The organism is Bradyrhizobium sp. CCGUVB14 (genome assembly GCF_024199935.1).
Classification (GTDB): Bacteria; Pseudomonadota; Alphaproteobacteria; order Rhizobiales; family Xanthobacteraceae; genus Bradyrhizobium.
Window position 1 is genome coordinate 9,027,268 of record NZ_JANADS010000001.1, and the last position, 14,748, is coordinate 9,042,015.

Genomic DNA, 14,748 nt, shown 5'->3' on the forward strand with positions numbered 1-14,748 from the left:
ATGCGGTGAAATCCTCACTCACCGCGCTGCGGCGTTCAGGTCCATGGTCTCGAGCAAACTGTTCTGGCGCCAGTCGATGAAGGCATCCTTGAGGCGGCTGATCTCACCGGCATGCTCGCCCACGCCCCAGAGATTGTGCTGCTCGAGCGGATCGGTCGCGAGATCGAACAATTGCCCGTCCTCGGCGCCGTGGATGAACACGACCTTCCAGCGGTCGTCGCGCACCATCGTGATCAGCCTTGCGCCGGTCATGGCGACGTCGCCGGCCTGCTCCGAGAAGACGAAGTCGCGGCCGGTCCAGTCCTCGCCCTTCAGCGCCGGCAGCAGGCTGCGCGCCTGGAACGGCTTTGGATGCTCTGCGCCGGCGAGATCGAGAATGGTGGGCGCGAGATCGAACAGCTGGCACTTTTCGCGGATGCGGCGGCCGTCGGAAAACAGGCTCGGCGACCAGAACAGCAGCGGGATGCGCGTCACCGGTTCGTACATCGACCATTTCTGGCTCAGCCCGTGCTCGCCGAGATTGTCGCCATGGTCGGACATGAAGATGACGACGCAATTGTCGAGATAGCCCTTGGTGTCGAGCGTCTCGATCAGGCGGCCGATTTGCTCGTCGATCATGGTGACGTTGGCATAATAGTGCGCGCGCAGGCGGCGCATCTCTTCATGCGTCGGCGCGAGCTTCCATGACACGGCGTCGTGGTCCACTTCCGTGTCGTGGCGGCGCTTCTCCTTCAGATAGGCCGGCAGGCCCTCGATCTCGGCCTCGGTCGGCTGCGGCACCGGAAGGTCGTTGCGGGCGAGATAGTGCTCCAGATATTCCGGCAAGGGATCATAGGGCGGATGCGGTCCGGGCAGGCCGATCTGCATGAACAGCGCCTCCGGCCTGGGGCGCGTCTCCAGCCACCACATCGCGGTCTCCGCGACGAAGATGTCCGGGTGCAGCGACTTCGGCATCTCCCAGGTGAAGGCGCCCATGCGGTCGCCATAGTCCGGCAGGCTGCGATAGCCGGCGCGCGACGGTTTTGTCAGCTTGTGCGCGGCAAAGGCCTTGTCGAGCTCGTCGGCGAACCAGCGGCCCTCGAAGAAGCGATCCTTGTTCTCGACCACGAAACGCTCGTGGAAGCCGGCCTTCGCATCATAGGGGATGGTGTGCATCTTGCCGACATTGACGCAGTGATAGCCGGCGTCGCCGAGCTTGCTCACCCAGGTCTTCTGCCAGTGCTGCCCGTTCTTCAGCACGCCCGAGGCGTGCGGATAGAGGCCGGAGAACAGCGCCGCGCGCGAGGGCACGCAGCTCGGCGCGTTGATGAAGCAATTGTCGAAATAGACGCCCTCGCGCACCAGGCGGTCGAGATTCGGCGTCTTCATATAGGGATGGCCCGTCGCGGCGATCGTGTCGAAACGCTGCTGGTCGGTCATGACCAGGATGATGTGGGGCTTTGTCACGGTTGCTTTGTCCTGCGCGGCGATGAGTCAATGGAAAATATGTCTGACATAATAATTCTTGTCAAACCAGTCCGGGTTTGATTATCTGCGATAGGAAGCACGATTAAGCGCACTTCTTCTCTGTCACGCGCAATAAATCAGACATTTTATTCCACGAATCCGGGATCGCCGTGGCAAAATCTCCTCACAAGGACAGCCCGCAATCGAGCGCCCAGGTCGCCCGCGAGGTGGCGCGGATGATCCTGACCGGGGTCTGGCGCGAGGGCACCACGCTGCCGCGCGAGATCGAGCTGGCGTCGCGCTTCGATGTCAGCCGCGCCTCGATCCGCGAGGCGCTGTCGCTGCTTAAAGCGAAAGGACTGATCGCCTCGAAGCAGAAGGCCGGCACCCATGTGCGCGCCCGGTTCGACTGGAACATGCTCGACGAGGAGTTACTGAACTGGACGCTGTCGGCGCTGCCGACGCAGGAGTTCGCCAAGCAGATTCTGGAGGTTCGCCGGATCGTCGAGCCCGAGGCCTGCGCGATCTGCGCCGTGCGCGGCACCGACGAGGATTTTGCCCGGATCGAGCGCGCCTATCGCGGCATGGATGCGGCCGGCATGGACCGTGTCGCCTATGCCGAGCCCGATTTGCAATTCCATCGCGGCATTCTCATCGCCACCGGCAATGATTTCCTGATCGCCTTCGGCGCGACGGTCGCCGCCGCCTTGCGCATGTCGTTCGATTTGTCGAGCACCAATCCGGGCGCCCCGCGGAAAAGCCTGCCCTATCACCGCGCCGTGCTCGACGAGATCTGGGCACGCAACGCCGACGGCGCGCGCCAGGCCATGCACAAGCTGATGGATCTCACCGAACAGAACATCGTCACGGCCATGTCGCGTCAGAAGAAAAAGGACGCCGAGGACGAGACCATCCGGACCAAGCGGACGCGTTGAAGCCGACAAGAATAGTAATGAGGGAGAACGTCATGACAAACGCACCGCGCGCGAGCTCGATCACCCGCCGCAAACTGCTGAAAGCGAGCGCCGCGGGCGCCGCGCTGGCCGTATTCCCGGCGCCGCTGATCGCGCAGACGAAGCCGTTTGCGGGCGTGACGCTGCACGGCGCCTCGTTCCAGCACCGCTTCTTCACGCTGCTGGCGAAATACATTCCCGAGTTCGAGGACAAGACCGGCATGAAGGTCGACCTCCAGCTCTCGGCGCTGCCGGTCTACAACCAGCAGGCCAATCTCGAACTGTCCTCGGGCGGCTCGGCCTATGATTTCGTCAACGTCACTTTCACGCTCGCGACCCGCTGGATCGCGGCAGGCCTGCTCGCCAATCTCGACGAGTTCACGGGCGACGCCAACCTGACGCCGGCCGAGTGGAATCCGAAGGACTTCGTCGACGGTGCACAGGTGCCCTATCGCGACGCGAAGGGCGCGACCTACGGCTATTCCTGGGAAGGCGGCGCGATGCTGATGGGTCTGTCGCGGATGGACCTGATGGAGAAGAAGGGGCTGAAGATCCCCAAGACCTTCGCCGAACTGCAGCAGGTCTGCGCCGAGATCAACGGCACCGATGGCGTCAGCGGCCTGGTGTCGTGGTTCCTGCACAACTGGAATCTGCCGCCCTACATCCAGGGTTTTGGCGGCAACATCTTCAAGAATCCGCCCGGCGACGTCATGCCGGCGCTGAACACACCCGAGGCGATCCAGGGCGTCGAGTTCTACGCGAAGCTCCTCAAGAGCGCGCCGACGGGCGTCCTGACCTACACGGAGGACCAAGCACGGCAAGCGATGCTGACCGGCCGAGCCAACATCTTCATCCACTCCAGCGCCTGGGTGACGCCGATCCTGCTCTCCGACGAGAGCAAGGTGAAGGAGACCTCGCGCGTGGTGCGTTCGCCCGCCGGTCCCGTGCACGATTATCCGGCCTCGAACAGCCAGGGCCTCGGCATTCCCAAGAACGCCAAGAACCAGAAGGCCGCGTGGGAATTCATCAAATGGGCGCTCTCGCCCGAGATCTCGATGAAGCTCGTCAGAGAGCACGGCCATTCCTCGGTCTGCCGCCGCTCGATCATCACCAGCGACGACTATCGCAAGCTCAACACGGTGAACGGCCAGGACCTCGGCGCGCTCTATCTCGAGGTGCTGGAGCAGCCCGGCAAGGGCGAGAACTACATGGCCTATCGGACGTCGAAGGAATTTCCGATCGTCGGCGACGTCCTCAACAAGGCGTTCGAGCAGGTCGCCACCGGGCAACTGCCGGCCAAGGACGCCATGAACGCGGCCCAGGACCAGGCCATCGCCGCACTCCGCCGCGCCGGGACGAAGCTTTGAGCGAGAGCGGAATTGACCGAGAGCGGAATTGACTTGGAGCGCCGAAGGTTCATCGCCTTCGCGCTCACCCCGAGCCTGATCGTGCTGTTCGCGGTGGCGGTGCTGCCGGCGATCTATCTGATCGTGACCAGCCTGACGCCGTTCCAGCTGACGACGCCGGGCTCGGCCACCGATTTCAGCGAGCCGTTGCGCAACTATGGCCTGCTGCCCGGCGATCCCCGCTTCGTCAACTCGCTGGCCGTCCAGGCCAAGCTCTCGGTCGCGAGCGTGCTGTTCCAGGTGCTGCTCGGCATGTTGCTCGCGCTGCTCCTGAACGTGCCGTCACGCTTCGTCGAATTCGCGCGGACCTTCTTCCTCATTCCGATGGTGCTGCCGCCGATCGTGGTCGCGGTGATCTGGAAGCTGATTTACGCGCCCGACATCAGTCCGCTCTATTACGCGGCTCAAGCGCTGCACGTCACGCTGCCGGCGCTGACATCGAGCGTCGACTTCGCGCTGACCGCGATCGTCATCGCCGACACCTGGGAATGGACGCCCTTCACCTTCCTGATGGTGCTGGCCGCGCTGCAGACCATTCCCGACGAATATTCGGAAGCCGCTCTCGTCGACGGCGCCAACCGCTTACAGATCTTCTGGTACGTCACGCTGCCCTTCATCACGCCGATCCTGGTGATCTCCGGCATGTTCCGCCTGATCGACAGCGTGAAGGCGTTTCCGCTGATCTTCCTGTTGACCGGCGGCGGCCCCGGCACGGTGACGGAAGTCACGAACTACTATGCCTATCTCCTCGCCTTCGACACCAACGAGATCGGCTATTCCAGCGCGGTCACCGTGGTGATGCTGCTCCTGGTCTGCGGCATCAGCCTGGGGCTGGTCTGGATGGGACGGCGCAAGGAGGCACTGGCATGAGCGAGTCGTCGCTGCGCAAGGCAACGCCGGGCCGGCTGGTCGCCATCACCGTCACGCTCCTCATTCTGCTGTCACCGTTCCTGTGGCTGCTGCAGATGAGTTTCAAGACCAACGACGAGATCCTGCAGTTCCCGCCGCCGCTGATCTTCACGCCGACGCTGCAGAATTACATCTCGCTCTGGCACAGCGCGTTCTCGGCCTCCTTCGTCAACAGCTTGTTGAGTGCATCGCTCTCAACTGCACTGGCGCTGCTGTTCGGCGTGCCCGCGGCCTATGCGCTGTCGCGCTGGGCGGGGCGCGGCAAGCATGCGCTCTCCTTTGCGATCCTGGTGACACGCATGGCGCCGCCGATCGCGTTCACGATTCCCTTCTTTCTGTTCTATCGCTGGATCGGCTTGCTCGACACCATCACCGGCCTCGTGCTGGTCTACACCAGCTTCAACCTGCCGCTGGTGATCTGGATGATGCAGCCGTTCTTCGACACCATCCCGGTCTCGCTGGAGGAAGCGGCGCTGGTCGACGGCGCGCGGACGCGCACGGTGTTCACCAAGATCGTGCTGCCGATGGTGACGCCCGGCATCGCCGCGACCGCGATCCTGTGCTTCCTCTACGCCTGGAACGACTTCTTCTTCGCGCTGATCCTGACCCGCACCAATGCGCGTACCGCGCCGGTCGCCGTCGTCAACTTCATGAATTACGAGGGCTGGGAATGGGGTAAGATCGCCGCCGGCGGCTCGCTGGTGATGGCGCCGGTTCTGATCTTCTCGCTCGCGGTGCGCCGCTATCTCGTCTCCGGGCTCACGGCTGGTGCCGTCAAAGGCTGACCTCATGAAATATCCGACCGGCGCCTCGCGCACCGTTTTCATCCTCGCCCACCCCTCCAGCCATGTCGCCGCGCCGCGCTACTACACGCCCTATTTCGAAGAGCAGGGCCTCGACTGGCACATGGTGGTGATGGACGTGGCGCCGAAGCACCTCGCCGAGACCATCCGAACCTTGGCCAAATCGCCGAGCACCGCCGGCTTCAACATCACCATCCCGCACAAGCCGGCCGCGTTCGAGCTCTGCGACGAGGTCGGGCCCGCAGCAAGCTTCGAGGGCGTGGTCAACACCATCCGCATCGAGGCGGGCGGAAAACTCGTCGGCGAGTCCTACGACGGCGAAGGCTTCCTGAATGCCGCACGCGAGGCCGGCATTTTCGACCCCGAGCGCCGCATCGTGGTGATCGGCGCGGGCGGCGCCGGCCGCGCGATCTGCCATGGGCTGGCTGCGGGCGGCTTAAAGCGCCTGCGCATCCTCAACGAGGTGCCCGGACCGGTCGAGGCGCTGGCTGCAAGGCTCCGCGGCCAATTTCCGGATCTCGACATCGACCTGGAGACGCGCTTCGACGACGCCGGTCTCTGCGTCAATGCGACCTCGCTCGGCCTGAAGGCGACCGATGCCTTGCCGATGGACCCGGCAAAACTGCCGAAGGATTGCGCCGTATTCGACATCATCGCCGGCCGGCGCACCGGGTTCATGGAAGCCTGCGCGGCGCGAGGGCTGAAGGTCGTCGACGGCGTGGCGATGATCCGGCAGCAGCTGCCGCTGCAGACAGCGTTCTGGCGGGGCGAGGCCTAGGTACCGATGACGGGGAGACATTTCCGCCTCTTCCCTCGTTGCGAAAGCATGTGGCACCGACTATCGATGGCCCATGACCACATGGCGCCCTCGTCCCCATATCCGCGTCGTCGCGATCGGCCTGCACTGGCGGGACGGGCGGCTGCTTGCGGCTGAGGTGCGCGACGATGCGGGCCGGATCAAGGGCGTGCGCCCGCTCGGCGGCGAGATCGAGTTCGGCGAGAGCTGGCGGACTGCGCTTGCGCGCGAGTTCAACGAAGAGCTCGGCATCGACATTGCCATCACAGGCGAGCCGCTGATGATGGAGAACATCTATGTCCACGAGGGCGCGACCGGGCACGAGGTGATGTTCATCGCCGAGGTCGCGTTTCCGCAGCACGCGTTCGCCGGCCAGGACCGCATCGACTTCCGTGAGGATAATGGCGAGGAGATCGTCGCCCGCTGGTTCGACCTCGCCGATCTCGACGTGCCTGACGGACCGAGCCTCTATCCGGGCGGACTGAAGGATTTGCTGCTCAGGCGCGACTGACGGTTGCGCCTACCATGTCTCCGCGCCGGGGATTTTCTTGCGGACCGCCATGCGCTGGATCCAGATGCAGCGACGGACGGATCTGTTGGAACGGCCGACGGCGGATATGCCCTCGCCGGCCTGAAGCAGTGGCGCCACGCTCTCGCGCACCGCGCGGCAGCGCTGCATCTCGGCCTGCCAATCGATGATCGCCGCATTGGCGCTCGAGGCCATCAGCGCGAGAGCCGTCACCGCAAGACAAATCCCAAGGCAAGTCCCAAGACAAATCGTCCGCATCATTCACTGTCCCTTCCCTTCGATCCGTCCGCAACGCGCCGGTAGCGGAAGTCGCAATGATCGGCGCCTTGCATGATGGTCTGCGTCCGCGTGAGCCTGACGTCGGGGCCGAACCCTGCGGCCGTCGCAAAATCGGCGGTGCAGACCATGAGGAAGCCGAGCTCCGGCTCGCCGAGCGCCTTGTAGAACTCGGCATAGGCGCATCGCTTCACGTCGAACGCGAATGCATCCTGCGTCTGCTCGATCACGTCATAGGCGAGCGCGTCGTCGCGCGCGTAGGTCTTGAAGGCGGAGGCGACGGCCTGACCGAGATTGGCCTCGTTCTTCGCCGCCCAAAACGCCTCGCCGAAGCCGCGATAGAGATCGCCGAGCGTTTTGCGCACCAGCGCATTCGCGCGCGCCTCGCCGAGCTCGGCCTGCAGCGCCTTGACCAGCGGCACCAGGACCTGCGCCTGGATCTTTGCCTGTTCGATGACGGATATGCTCATGGTGTCGCCTGCTCGTCTTCGGTGCTTCGATGAGAACCAGATCTGGCGCGGGCCTCACGCCGATCGTTGGCGTGACTGCGACTCTTTCGCTTGTGAAATGGAACACACTTGAAGCACCTCTTAGGTTGTATCATAATCGAGATGTAACCAAGGCGAACGGGGCGTGCGACCCCGTATGTTTCGATCATTCCATTTTTGAACACCCCTGACAAAGCGTCGTTTCGCGCAGGGTGACACCGACGATCCCCGCGACGGACGACGCGCCAGAAGATCGCGATCGGTTTCAAAAAAATCCGACGTCTCGCCGAGCCAGGCGAAGCGACATCCCGCGCGTGCGCGTGGCGTGGCCTGACACAGGGAGACCATCGATCAGCCCGGAACGCCGGCCCGGGAGAGTGCCGGCATCGACAGTCGCGCTTGCAGCCATCGAAAGGAACGCCCTATGGACGAACCCAAGCCGCTTACCAGCGCCTTCAACAGAACAGCAAACTTTTCCATCCACCAGGTCGATAGCGTGTTCAGGGCTGCCGCGCATGCCGCCGTCGCGCCTGCTGCGCTGCCGCTCGTCCTGCCGCCGACGCTCGGGCCGCTGTCGGCCTTCGCCGGCACGTTCACGGGACAGGGATTCAACACCATCTTCCGGCCCGACAGCGCGACGACGCCGACCCAGATGCCGGGGCCGATCACCACCACCGACCCTCCCGACAACGTGCTGGAGCTGAACCTCACCGACGAGACGATGTCGTTCTCGAACAGTCTCGGCTCGATTCCCAATCGTGGCTCGGGGCCGCAGGCGGATGCCTTCCTGAACGGCGTGCCCTATCTGCAGACCATCAACGACGTGACCACCGGGACGCCCGTCGGCATTCACTTCGAACCCGGCATCTGGCTCGCGGTGCCGTCCAGCACGAATCCGAACGAACCGTTCACCCTCGCGCGCATGGCCTCGATTCCGCACGGAACCACGATCACCGCGCAAGGCGCCGCGTTGCCGGCCGTCGCCGGCAAGCCGACCATCGCGCCGATCGACATCACGCCGTTCTTCGGCGGCAATCCGGCCAACAAGTTCACGTTCCAGAATCAAACCGCGGCCAACAAGACGACACGCAGGTTGCCGCAGGACCTCACCGCGCTGATCGCCTCGGGCAAGCTCACCCAGGCCATGATCACCGATCCGAACACGGTGCTGCGCCATCAGATCGCGCATCAGACCATCCATCAGACCATCATCATCGAGACTTCGACCAAGCCCGGCACGCCGCTGTCGGGCGGTCCGTTGCCGGCCGTCGTTTCACCGGGCCCGCATCCGCAGGCGCCGAACTTCGCCGGCGGCACCGCGAACATCGCGTTCCTGCAGGGCGTGCCGGCACCGCCGCCCGGCGGCAATGGCGCCAACGCCAACGCCTTCCAGATGGATGCCGTGTTCTGGATCGAGACCGTCATCTACGACGTCGACGTCCCGCACATCGCCTCGGGCGAGCCGCCGATCATCCTGCAGCCGGTGCAGAAGAGCACGGTGCCGCTGGTGCCGAGCTTCGTCGCCTCACTTCCGTTGGTGCCGGGCAAGGGATTTGCCGGCGGCCGCGTGAAGGTGGCGACGACGCAGATCCAGTACTCGCAGAAGGTGATGCTGGATTTCAACGGCCTGACCTGGCCGCACGTCTCCGTCGCCTCGCTGGTGCCGGCAGCCCCAGTGCCGATCCCGGAGCATCTGCTGCCGCTGAGCTGAGAGGGCTTGAGGCGAGTTGAGATCAGGAGCGCAGCCGCCGTAGAGCCTTGCCCTTGTGCAAGGCGACGTGATCGGTCTTGTCGCTCTTGATCTCGTACTGCGGATCGTCCGCCGTCGCGTGGTGGACGTAGCCCTTGTAGTCGACGTCCTTGATGTGCACGCGCAGGATATGGCCGCGGACGCGGCCGGCCTCGGAATTCCAGCTGACGTGATCGCCGCGCTTGAAGGGCTTGGTTGAGGCCTTGGGCATGGCGGAACAATGCCGGGTGCGGAGGCGTGTTCCAAGGGAGCTGAGAATGACGTTCCAGTTCGTCTTCGCTCTTCGAGCTACGCCGGACACGCTTCGCCATCTATGGGCGTGGCTGTGCCACGCGAAGCCTTTTGGCGAAGCGTGGTGGGCACGACAGGGATCGAACCTGTGACCCCTACCATGTCAAGGTAGTGCTCTCCCGCTGAGCTACGTGCCCTAATAGTCCACTTACGTCGGGTGGGGTCCCTATAACGGCTCGTGGGAGCCGGTGCAAGGACGGAAGGGGGCCAATTTAGGCCGCCAGCATCTTGTTCACTTCGCTCACCAATTCGCGCAGGTGAACGGGCTTCGACAGCACCTTGGCGTTCTTGGGGGCGTCCGAATCCGAGTTCAGGGCGACCGCGGCGAAGCCGGTGATGAACATGATCTTGATGTCGGGGTCGAGTTCCGAGGCCCGGCGGGCGAGCTCGATACCGTCCATCTCCGGCATCACGATGTCGGTCAGGAGCATCTCGAACGGCTCTTCCCGCAACCGCTGATAGGCGGCCATGCCGTTGTCATGGGACGAAACCTGAAAACCGGCGTTTTCCAGCGCCTTGACCAGGAAACGGCGCATGTCGTTGTCGTCTTCGGCGAGCAGGATTTTTGGCATGGCAGGAACGTCGAATCCCCAAAGGATATGCAGAGGTCAGTAAGCCCGACAGAGGGTAAATTTCGGGTGAAAATCTTTACCCTGGGCCCGACCGGCGCGGCCCCTTGTGAACCCGAACGGGCTACGAATCAATCTCGCGCGCCGGCGCATCCCCGCCTCCCTGCCCGCACGGTTAAGACATGTTCCATGCGCCAATCACATCTTTTCGCTTGGCAGAATGGTTGCGATTCCGGACAATGACGACACATAAGAGCCGCTCGATCGGCCGAATCATTCGATCTGGGGCTTGCTGGATTTTGGCCGGATCGTGCGGCGTGAAGGGACGAAGCCTGAGAAGATGACCCGGTTTGACGGCGACGCGTCGCCAGCCTTCGAGATCGTGGAGCCCGCCGAGTGGCGCGCGCCTGTTATCTTCAACTCTCCGCATTCCGGCTCGACCTATCCGGACGAATTCCTCGCGGCGTCGCGGATCGACCTGCCGCAACTCCGGCGATCCGAAGATTCCTTCATGGACGAGCTGATCGGCCATTTGAGCGATCGCGGCTTTCCGACCGTGCGGGTGAACTTTCCCCGCTCCTATGTCGACGTCAATCGCGAGCCCTATGAGCTCGACCCCCGCATGTTCACGGGCCGGCTGCCGAGCTTTGCCAATACGCGCTCGATGCGGGTCGCAGGCGGCCTGGGCACCATTCCCCGCGTGGTCGGGGACGGCCAGGAGATCTATCGCGACCGCATCCTGGTCGACGACGCGCTGGCGCGGATCGAGACGCTGTACAAGCCCTACCATCGCGCGCTGCGCCGGCTGATCAACAAGGTGCACCAGATGTTCGGCACCGTGGTGCTGGTCGACTGTCATTCCATGCCGTCGATCGGGGTCAGCAGGGACGAGCCGCGCCGGCCCGACATCGTGATCGGCGACCGCTACGGCACCAGCTGCACGCCGCTGCTGCCCGACCGAGTCGAGGAAACCATGACCGGCCTCGGCTATTCGATCGGCCGCAACAAGCCCTATGCCGGCGGCTTCATCACCGAGCATTACGGCAACCCGGCGAGCGGCCTGCACGCGGTGCAGCTCGAGCTCAACCGCGCGATCTACATGGACGAGCGCCGCCGCGAGCGCGGTCCGCGCTTTGCGCAAGTGGCAAGCGACTTCGGCATTCTCGCCGATGTGCTGGCGACCACGATCCCGTTCGGCGATCTCGGCCCGTTCCAGGCCGCGGCGGAATAGACGCGAACTCTTTCTCGAACGATTTTGCTCGAACGATCGTGCTCGCTGCGAGAAGTGCGAATGCGTTTTCGCTTCGCAAGCGTATGCGCGCTAAACTGAAAACGGAGACCCAAGAAAAAAGGGCCGCTTCTAATGAAGAAGCGGCCCAAGTCTAGGGAGGAAACGCCCAAGGAGGGCAGCGGTAACGCAGAGCGCTACCGCACCGCAACAATATGCGGCCGCGCCGCACAAAGTGCAAGGGCTTTTGAGCCGTTTCCCATGCAAAAACACATGGCTCATTTGCTTCCAGCGAAATCCAGATTCAGTTTCTTTGATAAGGAATTTCAATGGGTTGATTGTCATTTGCATACGAACGAGGCATACGCGGAACTAAGTTCTCAACACTGTGATCGATATTTGGCCAGCATATAGCTCGCCTGGGCCGCCGGTATCCGCATCCAAAATACCAGGGTGCAAATGAAGACAGCGCTGCACGCGAGAGGCGAATTGAGCTAGGCAGATGAAAGCTTCACCCGACTTTCGTTTTGAGGATGCGCCGTGACGGTGATCGACTTCTCAGCCTTCATCGGACGGCTTGCCACCGCCTCCGGCGAAACCATCCTGCCGTTCTTCCGGACCTCGCTGTCGATCGACGACAAGAGCAAGACCAAGGATTTCGATCCGGTGACGGAAGCCGACCGCGCCGCCGAAGCGGTGATGCGGCGGCTGATCAAGGCGAGCTTCCCCCAGCACGGCATCGTCGGCGAGGAATTCGGCAACGAGCGCGAGGACGCCGACTATGTCTGGGTGCTCGACCCCATCGACGGCACCAAGTCGTTCATCGGCGGCTTTCCGATCTGGGGAACGCTGATCGCGCTGCTGCACAAGGGCACGCCGGTCTACGGCATGATGCACCAGCCCTTCATCGGCGAGCGTTTTTCCGGCGATAATGGCTCAGCCATTTACAAAGGCCCATCGGGCGAGCGCCGGCTCCAGGTCCGCCGCTGTGCTTCACTGTCGGAGGCGACGACCTACACCACCTCTCCCTTGCTGATGAACGAGCGCGACCGCGCCATTTTCGGCCGGATCGAGCAGGGCGCGCGGCTGTCGCGCTATGGCGGCGATTGCTACTCCTATTGCATGCTGGCGGCCGGCCATGTCGACCTCGTGGTCGAGACCGAGCTGAAGCCGTACGACATCGCAGCCCTGATCCCGATCGTGACCGGCGCCGGCGGCGTCGTCACCACATGGGAAGGCAAGCCGGCCCAGGGCGGCGGCCGCATCGTCGCGGCCGGCGACGCCAGGGTGCACGAAGAAGCACTGAAACTGCTCAACCAGTAACAAGCGCCAGCGGGAGGCTTGCATGACCATCTCACGCAGGCTTCTTGTTGGATTGTTTCTGCTGCTGCTGCCGTCCATGGCGGCCGCCCAGAATTTTCCGGCAAAACCGATCAAGCTGATCGTGCCGTTCCCGGCCGGCGGCCCCAACGACATCATCGCCCGCATCATCGGCCAGCGCATGTCGGAACTGGCAGGACAGCCGGTGCTGATCGACAATCGCGGCGGCCAGGGCGGCGTGCTCGGCACCGATGCGGTCGCAAAGAGCGCGCCCGATGGCTACACCATCGCGATCTCCTCCGCCGGCGCGCTCGCGATCAGCCCCAGCATGGAGAAGGTCGCCTACGACACGCTTGCCGATCTCACGCCGGTGACGCTGGTGGCGACCGTGCCGGAAATGCTGGTCGTGGCCACCAACGTGCCCGCCAAGGACATCGGCGAACTGATCGCGCTCGCGAAAGCGCAGCCCGGAAAGCTCAATTTCGCCTCCTCCGGCCCCGGCAGCCTGCCGCATCTCGCCGGTGAATTGTTCAAGCTGACGGCCAAGATCGACATCGTGCACGTGCCCTATCGCGGCGCCGCGCCGGCGGTGAACGATCTCTTGGGCCAGCAGGTGCAGATGACATTCCTCGACCTCCCGGTGCTGCTGCCGCAGGTCAAGGCCGGCGCCCTGAAGCCGATCGCGGTCGGCTCGGCTGAACGCGCCCCGACCGCCCCCGACGTGCCGACGACGAAGGAAGCGGGTTTCCCCGATCTGCGCATCGAGAACTGGTACGGCATTGTCGCGCCCAAGGGCACGCCGAAGGAGATCGTCACGGCGCTGCATGACCTCGCGACCAAGGCCATGGCGGATCCCGCGGTGAAGGACAAGCTCGCGCAGCAGGGCGCAACGCTTGTCGGCGACGAGCCGGAGCATTTTCGAAAGTTCATCGCGGATGAGACCGCGAAATGGGCGAAGGTAATCAAGGACGCCGGTGTGGAGACGGCGAAGTAGCGCGCTCTTTCTTACCCTCCAGGGGAGGGTAAGAGTCATCTCACACCGCAGCCGCCCTCAAATGCTCCACCAGCATCTTGGCCGGCTTTGGCAATGCCTTGAAGCTGCGCGCGCAGATCACGAGCCTCCGGTTGGCCCAGGCGTCGCGCAGGCGGACCATGGCGAGCGGCATGAGCTTGGCGCAGCGGCGGGCGGCGGATTCCGGCACCAAGGCGACGCCGACGTCGGCTGAGACCAGCTGGCAGATCGCATCGAAGTCGCGCAGGCGCGCGCGGAAATGCGGCCGCATGCCGAGCCGGGCGGCGTGCTTTGAAATATGCATCTGAAGCGCGGTGGCGCTGGTCAGGCCGACAAACTCGCAGGCGTTGGCCTCCTGAAAATCGATCTGGCGGCGGCCGGCGAACGGGCCTCGTTTCGAGGTCACCAGCGTCAGGCGATCCTCGCTGAACACGAAACGCTCGACATGATCGGGCAACGCGTGCTCGGCGGCGAAGCCGAGCTCGGCGGCGCCCGCGGTGATCGCGGCCGCGATGTCGGTGCTCTCGCGCTCCTCGATGTCGATGGCGACGTCGCGATGCTCGCGCAGGAAGCCGGCCAGCGCCTTCGGCAGATGCTCCGACAGGCCCGAGGTGTTGGCGAGGAAATGCACGCTGGCGCGCACGCCGCTGGCAAAGCCCGCGAGATCGCCGCGCATGGCGTCGATCTGGTGGATCACGAGCCGCGCATGATCCAGCAGGCTCTCGCCGGCCGCGGTCAATTCGACGCCGCGGCGCCCGCGCTTGAGCAGCGCGACGCCAAGTGCATCCTCGAGCCCCTTGATCCGCGCGCTGGCGGAGGCCAGCGCCAAATGCGAGCGCTCCGCGCCGCGGGTGATGCTGCGCTGGTCGGCGACCGCAATGAACAGCTGGAGATCGACGAGATCGAAGCGCACCTTTGCCTCCTCCAAAATGAGCCTTCGCTGTTAACGAAGGCTGTCTCCGTAACCTGCAG

General features: G+C 64.0%; 16 protein-coding genes and 1 tRNA gene. 10 read left to right on the forward strand and 7 right to left on the reverse strand.

What is annotated here, in order from left to right; all coding sequences use genetic code 11:
* Positions 1 to 18: 18 nt before the first annotated feature.
* Positions 19 to 1,446, reverse strand: coding sequence for a sulfatase-like hydrolase/transferase (locus NLM32_RS42255; RefSeq protein WP_254134556.1), 1,428 nt, complete (start codon positions 1,444 to 1,446; stop codon positions 19 to 21).
* Positions 1,447 to 1,616: 170 nt separating this feature from the next.
* Between NLM32_RS42255 and NLM32_RS42260 the strand changes: the two genes are divergently transcribed.
* From NLM32_RS42260 to NLM32_RS42285, 6 genes are all read left to right on the forward strand, one after another.
* Positions 1,617 to 2,381, forward strand: coding sequence for a FadR/GntR family transcriptional regulator (locus NLM32_RS42260; protein WP_254134557.1), 765 nt, complete (start codon positions 1,617 to 1,619; stop codon positions 2,379 to 2,381).
* 32 nt (positions 2,382 to 2,413) lie between these two features.
* Positions 2,414 to 3,766: an ABC transporter substrate-binding protein gene (locus tag NLM32_RS42265; protein WP_254134558.1), complete on the forward strand. Its 1,353-nt coding sequence runs from the start codon at positions 2,414 to 2,416 to the stop codon at positions 3,764 to 3,766.
* 33 nt (positions 3,767 to 3,799) lie between these two features.
* Complete coding sequence (locus NLM32_RS42270) at positions 3,800 to 4,675, forward strand: carbohydrate ABC transporter permease (RefSeq protein ID WP_254134559.1); 876 nt, start codon at positions 3,800 to 3,802, stop codon at positions 4,673 to 4,675.
* Positions 4,672 to 5,499, forward strand: coding sequence for a carbohydrate ABC transporter permease (locus NLM32_RS42275; RefSeq protein ID WP_254134560.1), 828 nt, complete (start codon positions 4,672 to 4,674; stop codon positions 5,497 to 5,499). Before NLM32_RS42270 ends, NLM32_RS42275 begins: the two co-directional genes overlap by 4 nt.
* 4 nt (positions 5,500 to 5,503) lie before the next feature.
* Positions 5,504 to 6,295, forward strand: coding sequence for a shikimate dehydrogenase (locus NLM32_RS42280; RefSeq protein ID WP_254134561.1), 792 nt, complete (start codon positions 5,504 to 5,506; stop codon positions 6,293 to 6,295).
* Positions 6,296 to 6,368: 73 nt separating this feature from the next.
* Entirely contained in the window at positions 6,369 to 6,824 is a 456-nt protein-coding gene (locus NLM32_RS42285) for an NUDIX hydrolase (RefSeq protein WP_254134562.1), read from the forward strand.
* 9 nt (positions 6,825 to 6,833) lie between these two features.
* Here NLM32_RS42285 and NLM32_RS42290 read toward each other — a convergent pair whose 3' ends face one another.
* Together NLM32_RS42290 and NLM32_RS42295 are read right to left on the reverse strand one after the other, a co-directional pair.
* Positions 6,834 to 7,100, reverse strand: a complete 267-nt coding sequence (locus NLM32_RS42290) for a hypothetical protein (protein ID WP_254135548.1) — start codon at positions 7,098 to 7,100, stop codon at positions 6,834 to 6,836.
* The gene (locus tag NLM32_RS42295) at positions 7,100 to 7,588 is read right to left on the reverse strand and encodes an L-2-amino-thiazoline-4-carboxylic acid hydrolase (protein ID WP_254134563.1); all 489 of its coding nucleotides are present in this window, start codon (positions 7,586 to 7,588) and stop codon (positions 7,100 to 7,102) included. Before NLM32_RS42295 ends, NLM32_RS42290 begins: the two co-directional genes overlap by 1 nt.
* 442 nt (positions 7,589 to 8,030) lie before the next feature.
* Here NLM32_RS42295 and NLM32_RS42300 point away from each other — a divergent pair, with 442 nt between their 5' ends.
* The gene (locus NLM32_RS42300) at positions 8,031 to 9,317 is read left to right on the forward strand and encodes a heme-binding protein (RefSeq protein WP_254134564.1); all 1,287 of its coding nucleotides are present in this window, start codon (positions 8,031 to 8,033) and stop codon (positions 9,315 to 9,317) included.
* A gap of 22 nt (positions 9,318 to 9,339) precedes the next feature.
* Here the strand turns inward: NLM32_RS42300 and NLM32_RS42305 are convergent, their stop codons facing one another.
* The 3 genes from NLM32_RS42305 to cpdR all read right to left on the reverse strand — a co-directional run bounded on the left by NLM32_RS42305 (position 9,340) and on the right by cpdR (position 10,219).
* The gene (locus NLM32_RS42305; protein ID WP_254134565.1) at positions 9,340 to 9,567 is read right to left on the reverse strand and encodes a DUF2945 domain-containing protein; all 228 of its coding nucleotides are present in this window, start codon (positions 9,565 to 9,567) and stop codon (positions 9,340 to 9,342) included.
* A 142-nt stretch (positions 9,568 to 9,709) separates the two neighbouring features.
* A tRNA-Val gene (locus NLM32_RS42310) sits at positions 9,710 to 9,784 on the reverse strand.
* A gap of 75 nt (positions 9,785 to 9,859) precedes the next feature.
* Positions 9,860 to 10,219: a cell cycle two-component system response regulator CpdR gene (cpdR, locus tag NLM32_RS42315; protein ID WP_007597092.1), complete on the reverse strand. Its 360-nt coding sequence runs from the start codon at positions 10,217 to 10,219 to the stop codon at positions 9,860 to 9,862.
* 337 nt (positions 10,220 to 10,556) lie between these two features.
* On the opposite strand from cpdR, the gene NLM32_RS42320 reads away from it, so the two are divergent.
* From NLM32_RS42320 to NLM32_RS42330, 3 genes are all read left to right on the forward strand, one after another.
* Positions 10,557 to 11,447 carry an N-formylglutamate amidohydrolase gene (locus NLM32_RS42320; RefSeq protein WP_254134566.1) on the forward strand — a complete coding sequence of 297 codons (891 nt, stop codon included), beginning with the start codon at positions 10,557 to 10,559 and terminating at the stop codon, positions 11,445 to 11,447.
* 537 nt (positions 11,448 to 11,984) lie between these two features.
* Positions 11,985 to 12,767 (forward strand): histidinol-phosphatase, encoded by a 783-nt coding sequence (gene hisN, locus NLM32_RS42325; protein ID WP_254134567.1) that lies wholly within the window; start codon positions 11,985 to 11,987, stop codon positions 12,765 to 12,767.
* Positions 12,768 to 12,789: 22 nt separating this feature from the next.
* Positions 12,790 to 13,758: a tripartite tricarboxylate transporter substrate binding protein gene (locus NLM32_RS42330; protein ID WP_254134568.1), complete on the forward strand. Its 969-nt coding sequence runs from the start codon at positions 12,790 to 12,792 to the stop codon at positions 13,756 to 13,758.
* Between the two features lie 40 nt (positions 13,759 to 13,798).
* On the opposite strand, the gene NLM32_RS42335 is transcribed toward NLM32_RS42330, so the two are convergent.
* Positions 13,799 to 14,689 carry a LysR substrate-binding domain-containing protein gene (locus NLM32_RS42335; RefSeq protein WP_254134569.1) on the reverse strand — a complete coding sequence of 297 codons (891 nt, stop codon included), beginning with the start codon at positions 14,687 to 14,689 and terminating at the stop codon, positions 13,799 to 13,801.
* Positions 14,690 to 14,748: the final 59 nt, after the last annotated feature.

Excerpts from the sequence above, each read along its gene's own strand:
- NLM32_RS42265 (WP_254134558.1), top strand. The coding sequence starts at position 2,414 with ATGACAAACGCACCGCGCGCGAGCTCGATCACCCGCCGCAAACTGCTG.
- NLM32_RS42275 (WP_254134560.1), top strand. The coding sequence starts at position 4,672 with ATGAGCGAGTCGTCGCTGCGCAAGGCAACGCCGGGCCGGCTGGTCGCC.
- NLM32_RS42280 (WP_254134561.1), top strand. The coding sequence starts at position 5,504 with ATGAAATATCCGACCGGCGCCTCGCGCACCGTTTTCATCCTCGCCCAC.
- NLM32_RS42285 (WP_254134562.1), top strand. The coding sequence starts at position 6,369 with ATGACCACATGGCGCCCTCGTCCCCATATCCGCGTCGTCGCGATCGGC.
- NLM32_RS42290 (WP_254135548.1), bottom strand. The coding sequence starts at position 7,100 with ATGCGGACGATTTGTCTTGGGACTTGCCTTGGGATTTGTCTTGCGGTG.
- NLM32_RS42295 (WP_254134563.1), bottom strand. The coding sequence starts at position 7,588 with ATGAGCATATCCGTCATCGAACAGGCAAAGATCCAGGCGCAGGTCCTG.
- NLM32_RS42300 (WP_254134564.1), top strand. The coding sequence starts at position 8,031 with ATGGACGAACCCAAGCCGCTTACCAGCGCCTTCAACAGAACAGCAAAC.
- NLM32_RS42305 (WP_254134565.1), bottom strand. The coding sequence starts at position 9,567 with ATGCCCAAGGCCTCAACCAAGCCCTTCAAGCGCGGCGATCACGTCAGC.
- cpdR (WP_007597092.1), bottom strand. The coding sequence starts at position 10,219 with ATGCCAAAAATCCTGCTCGCCGAAGACGACAACGACATGCGCCGTTTC.
- NLM32_RS42320 (WP_254134566.1), top strand. The coding sequence starts at position 10,557 with ATGACCCGGTTTGACGGCGACGCGTCGCCAGCCTTCGAGATCGTGGAG.
- NLM32_RS42330 (WP_254134568.1), top strand. The coding sequence starts at position 12,790 with ATGACCATCTCACGCAGGCTTCTTGTTGGATTGTTTCTGCTGCTGCTG.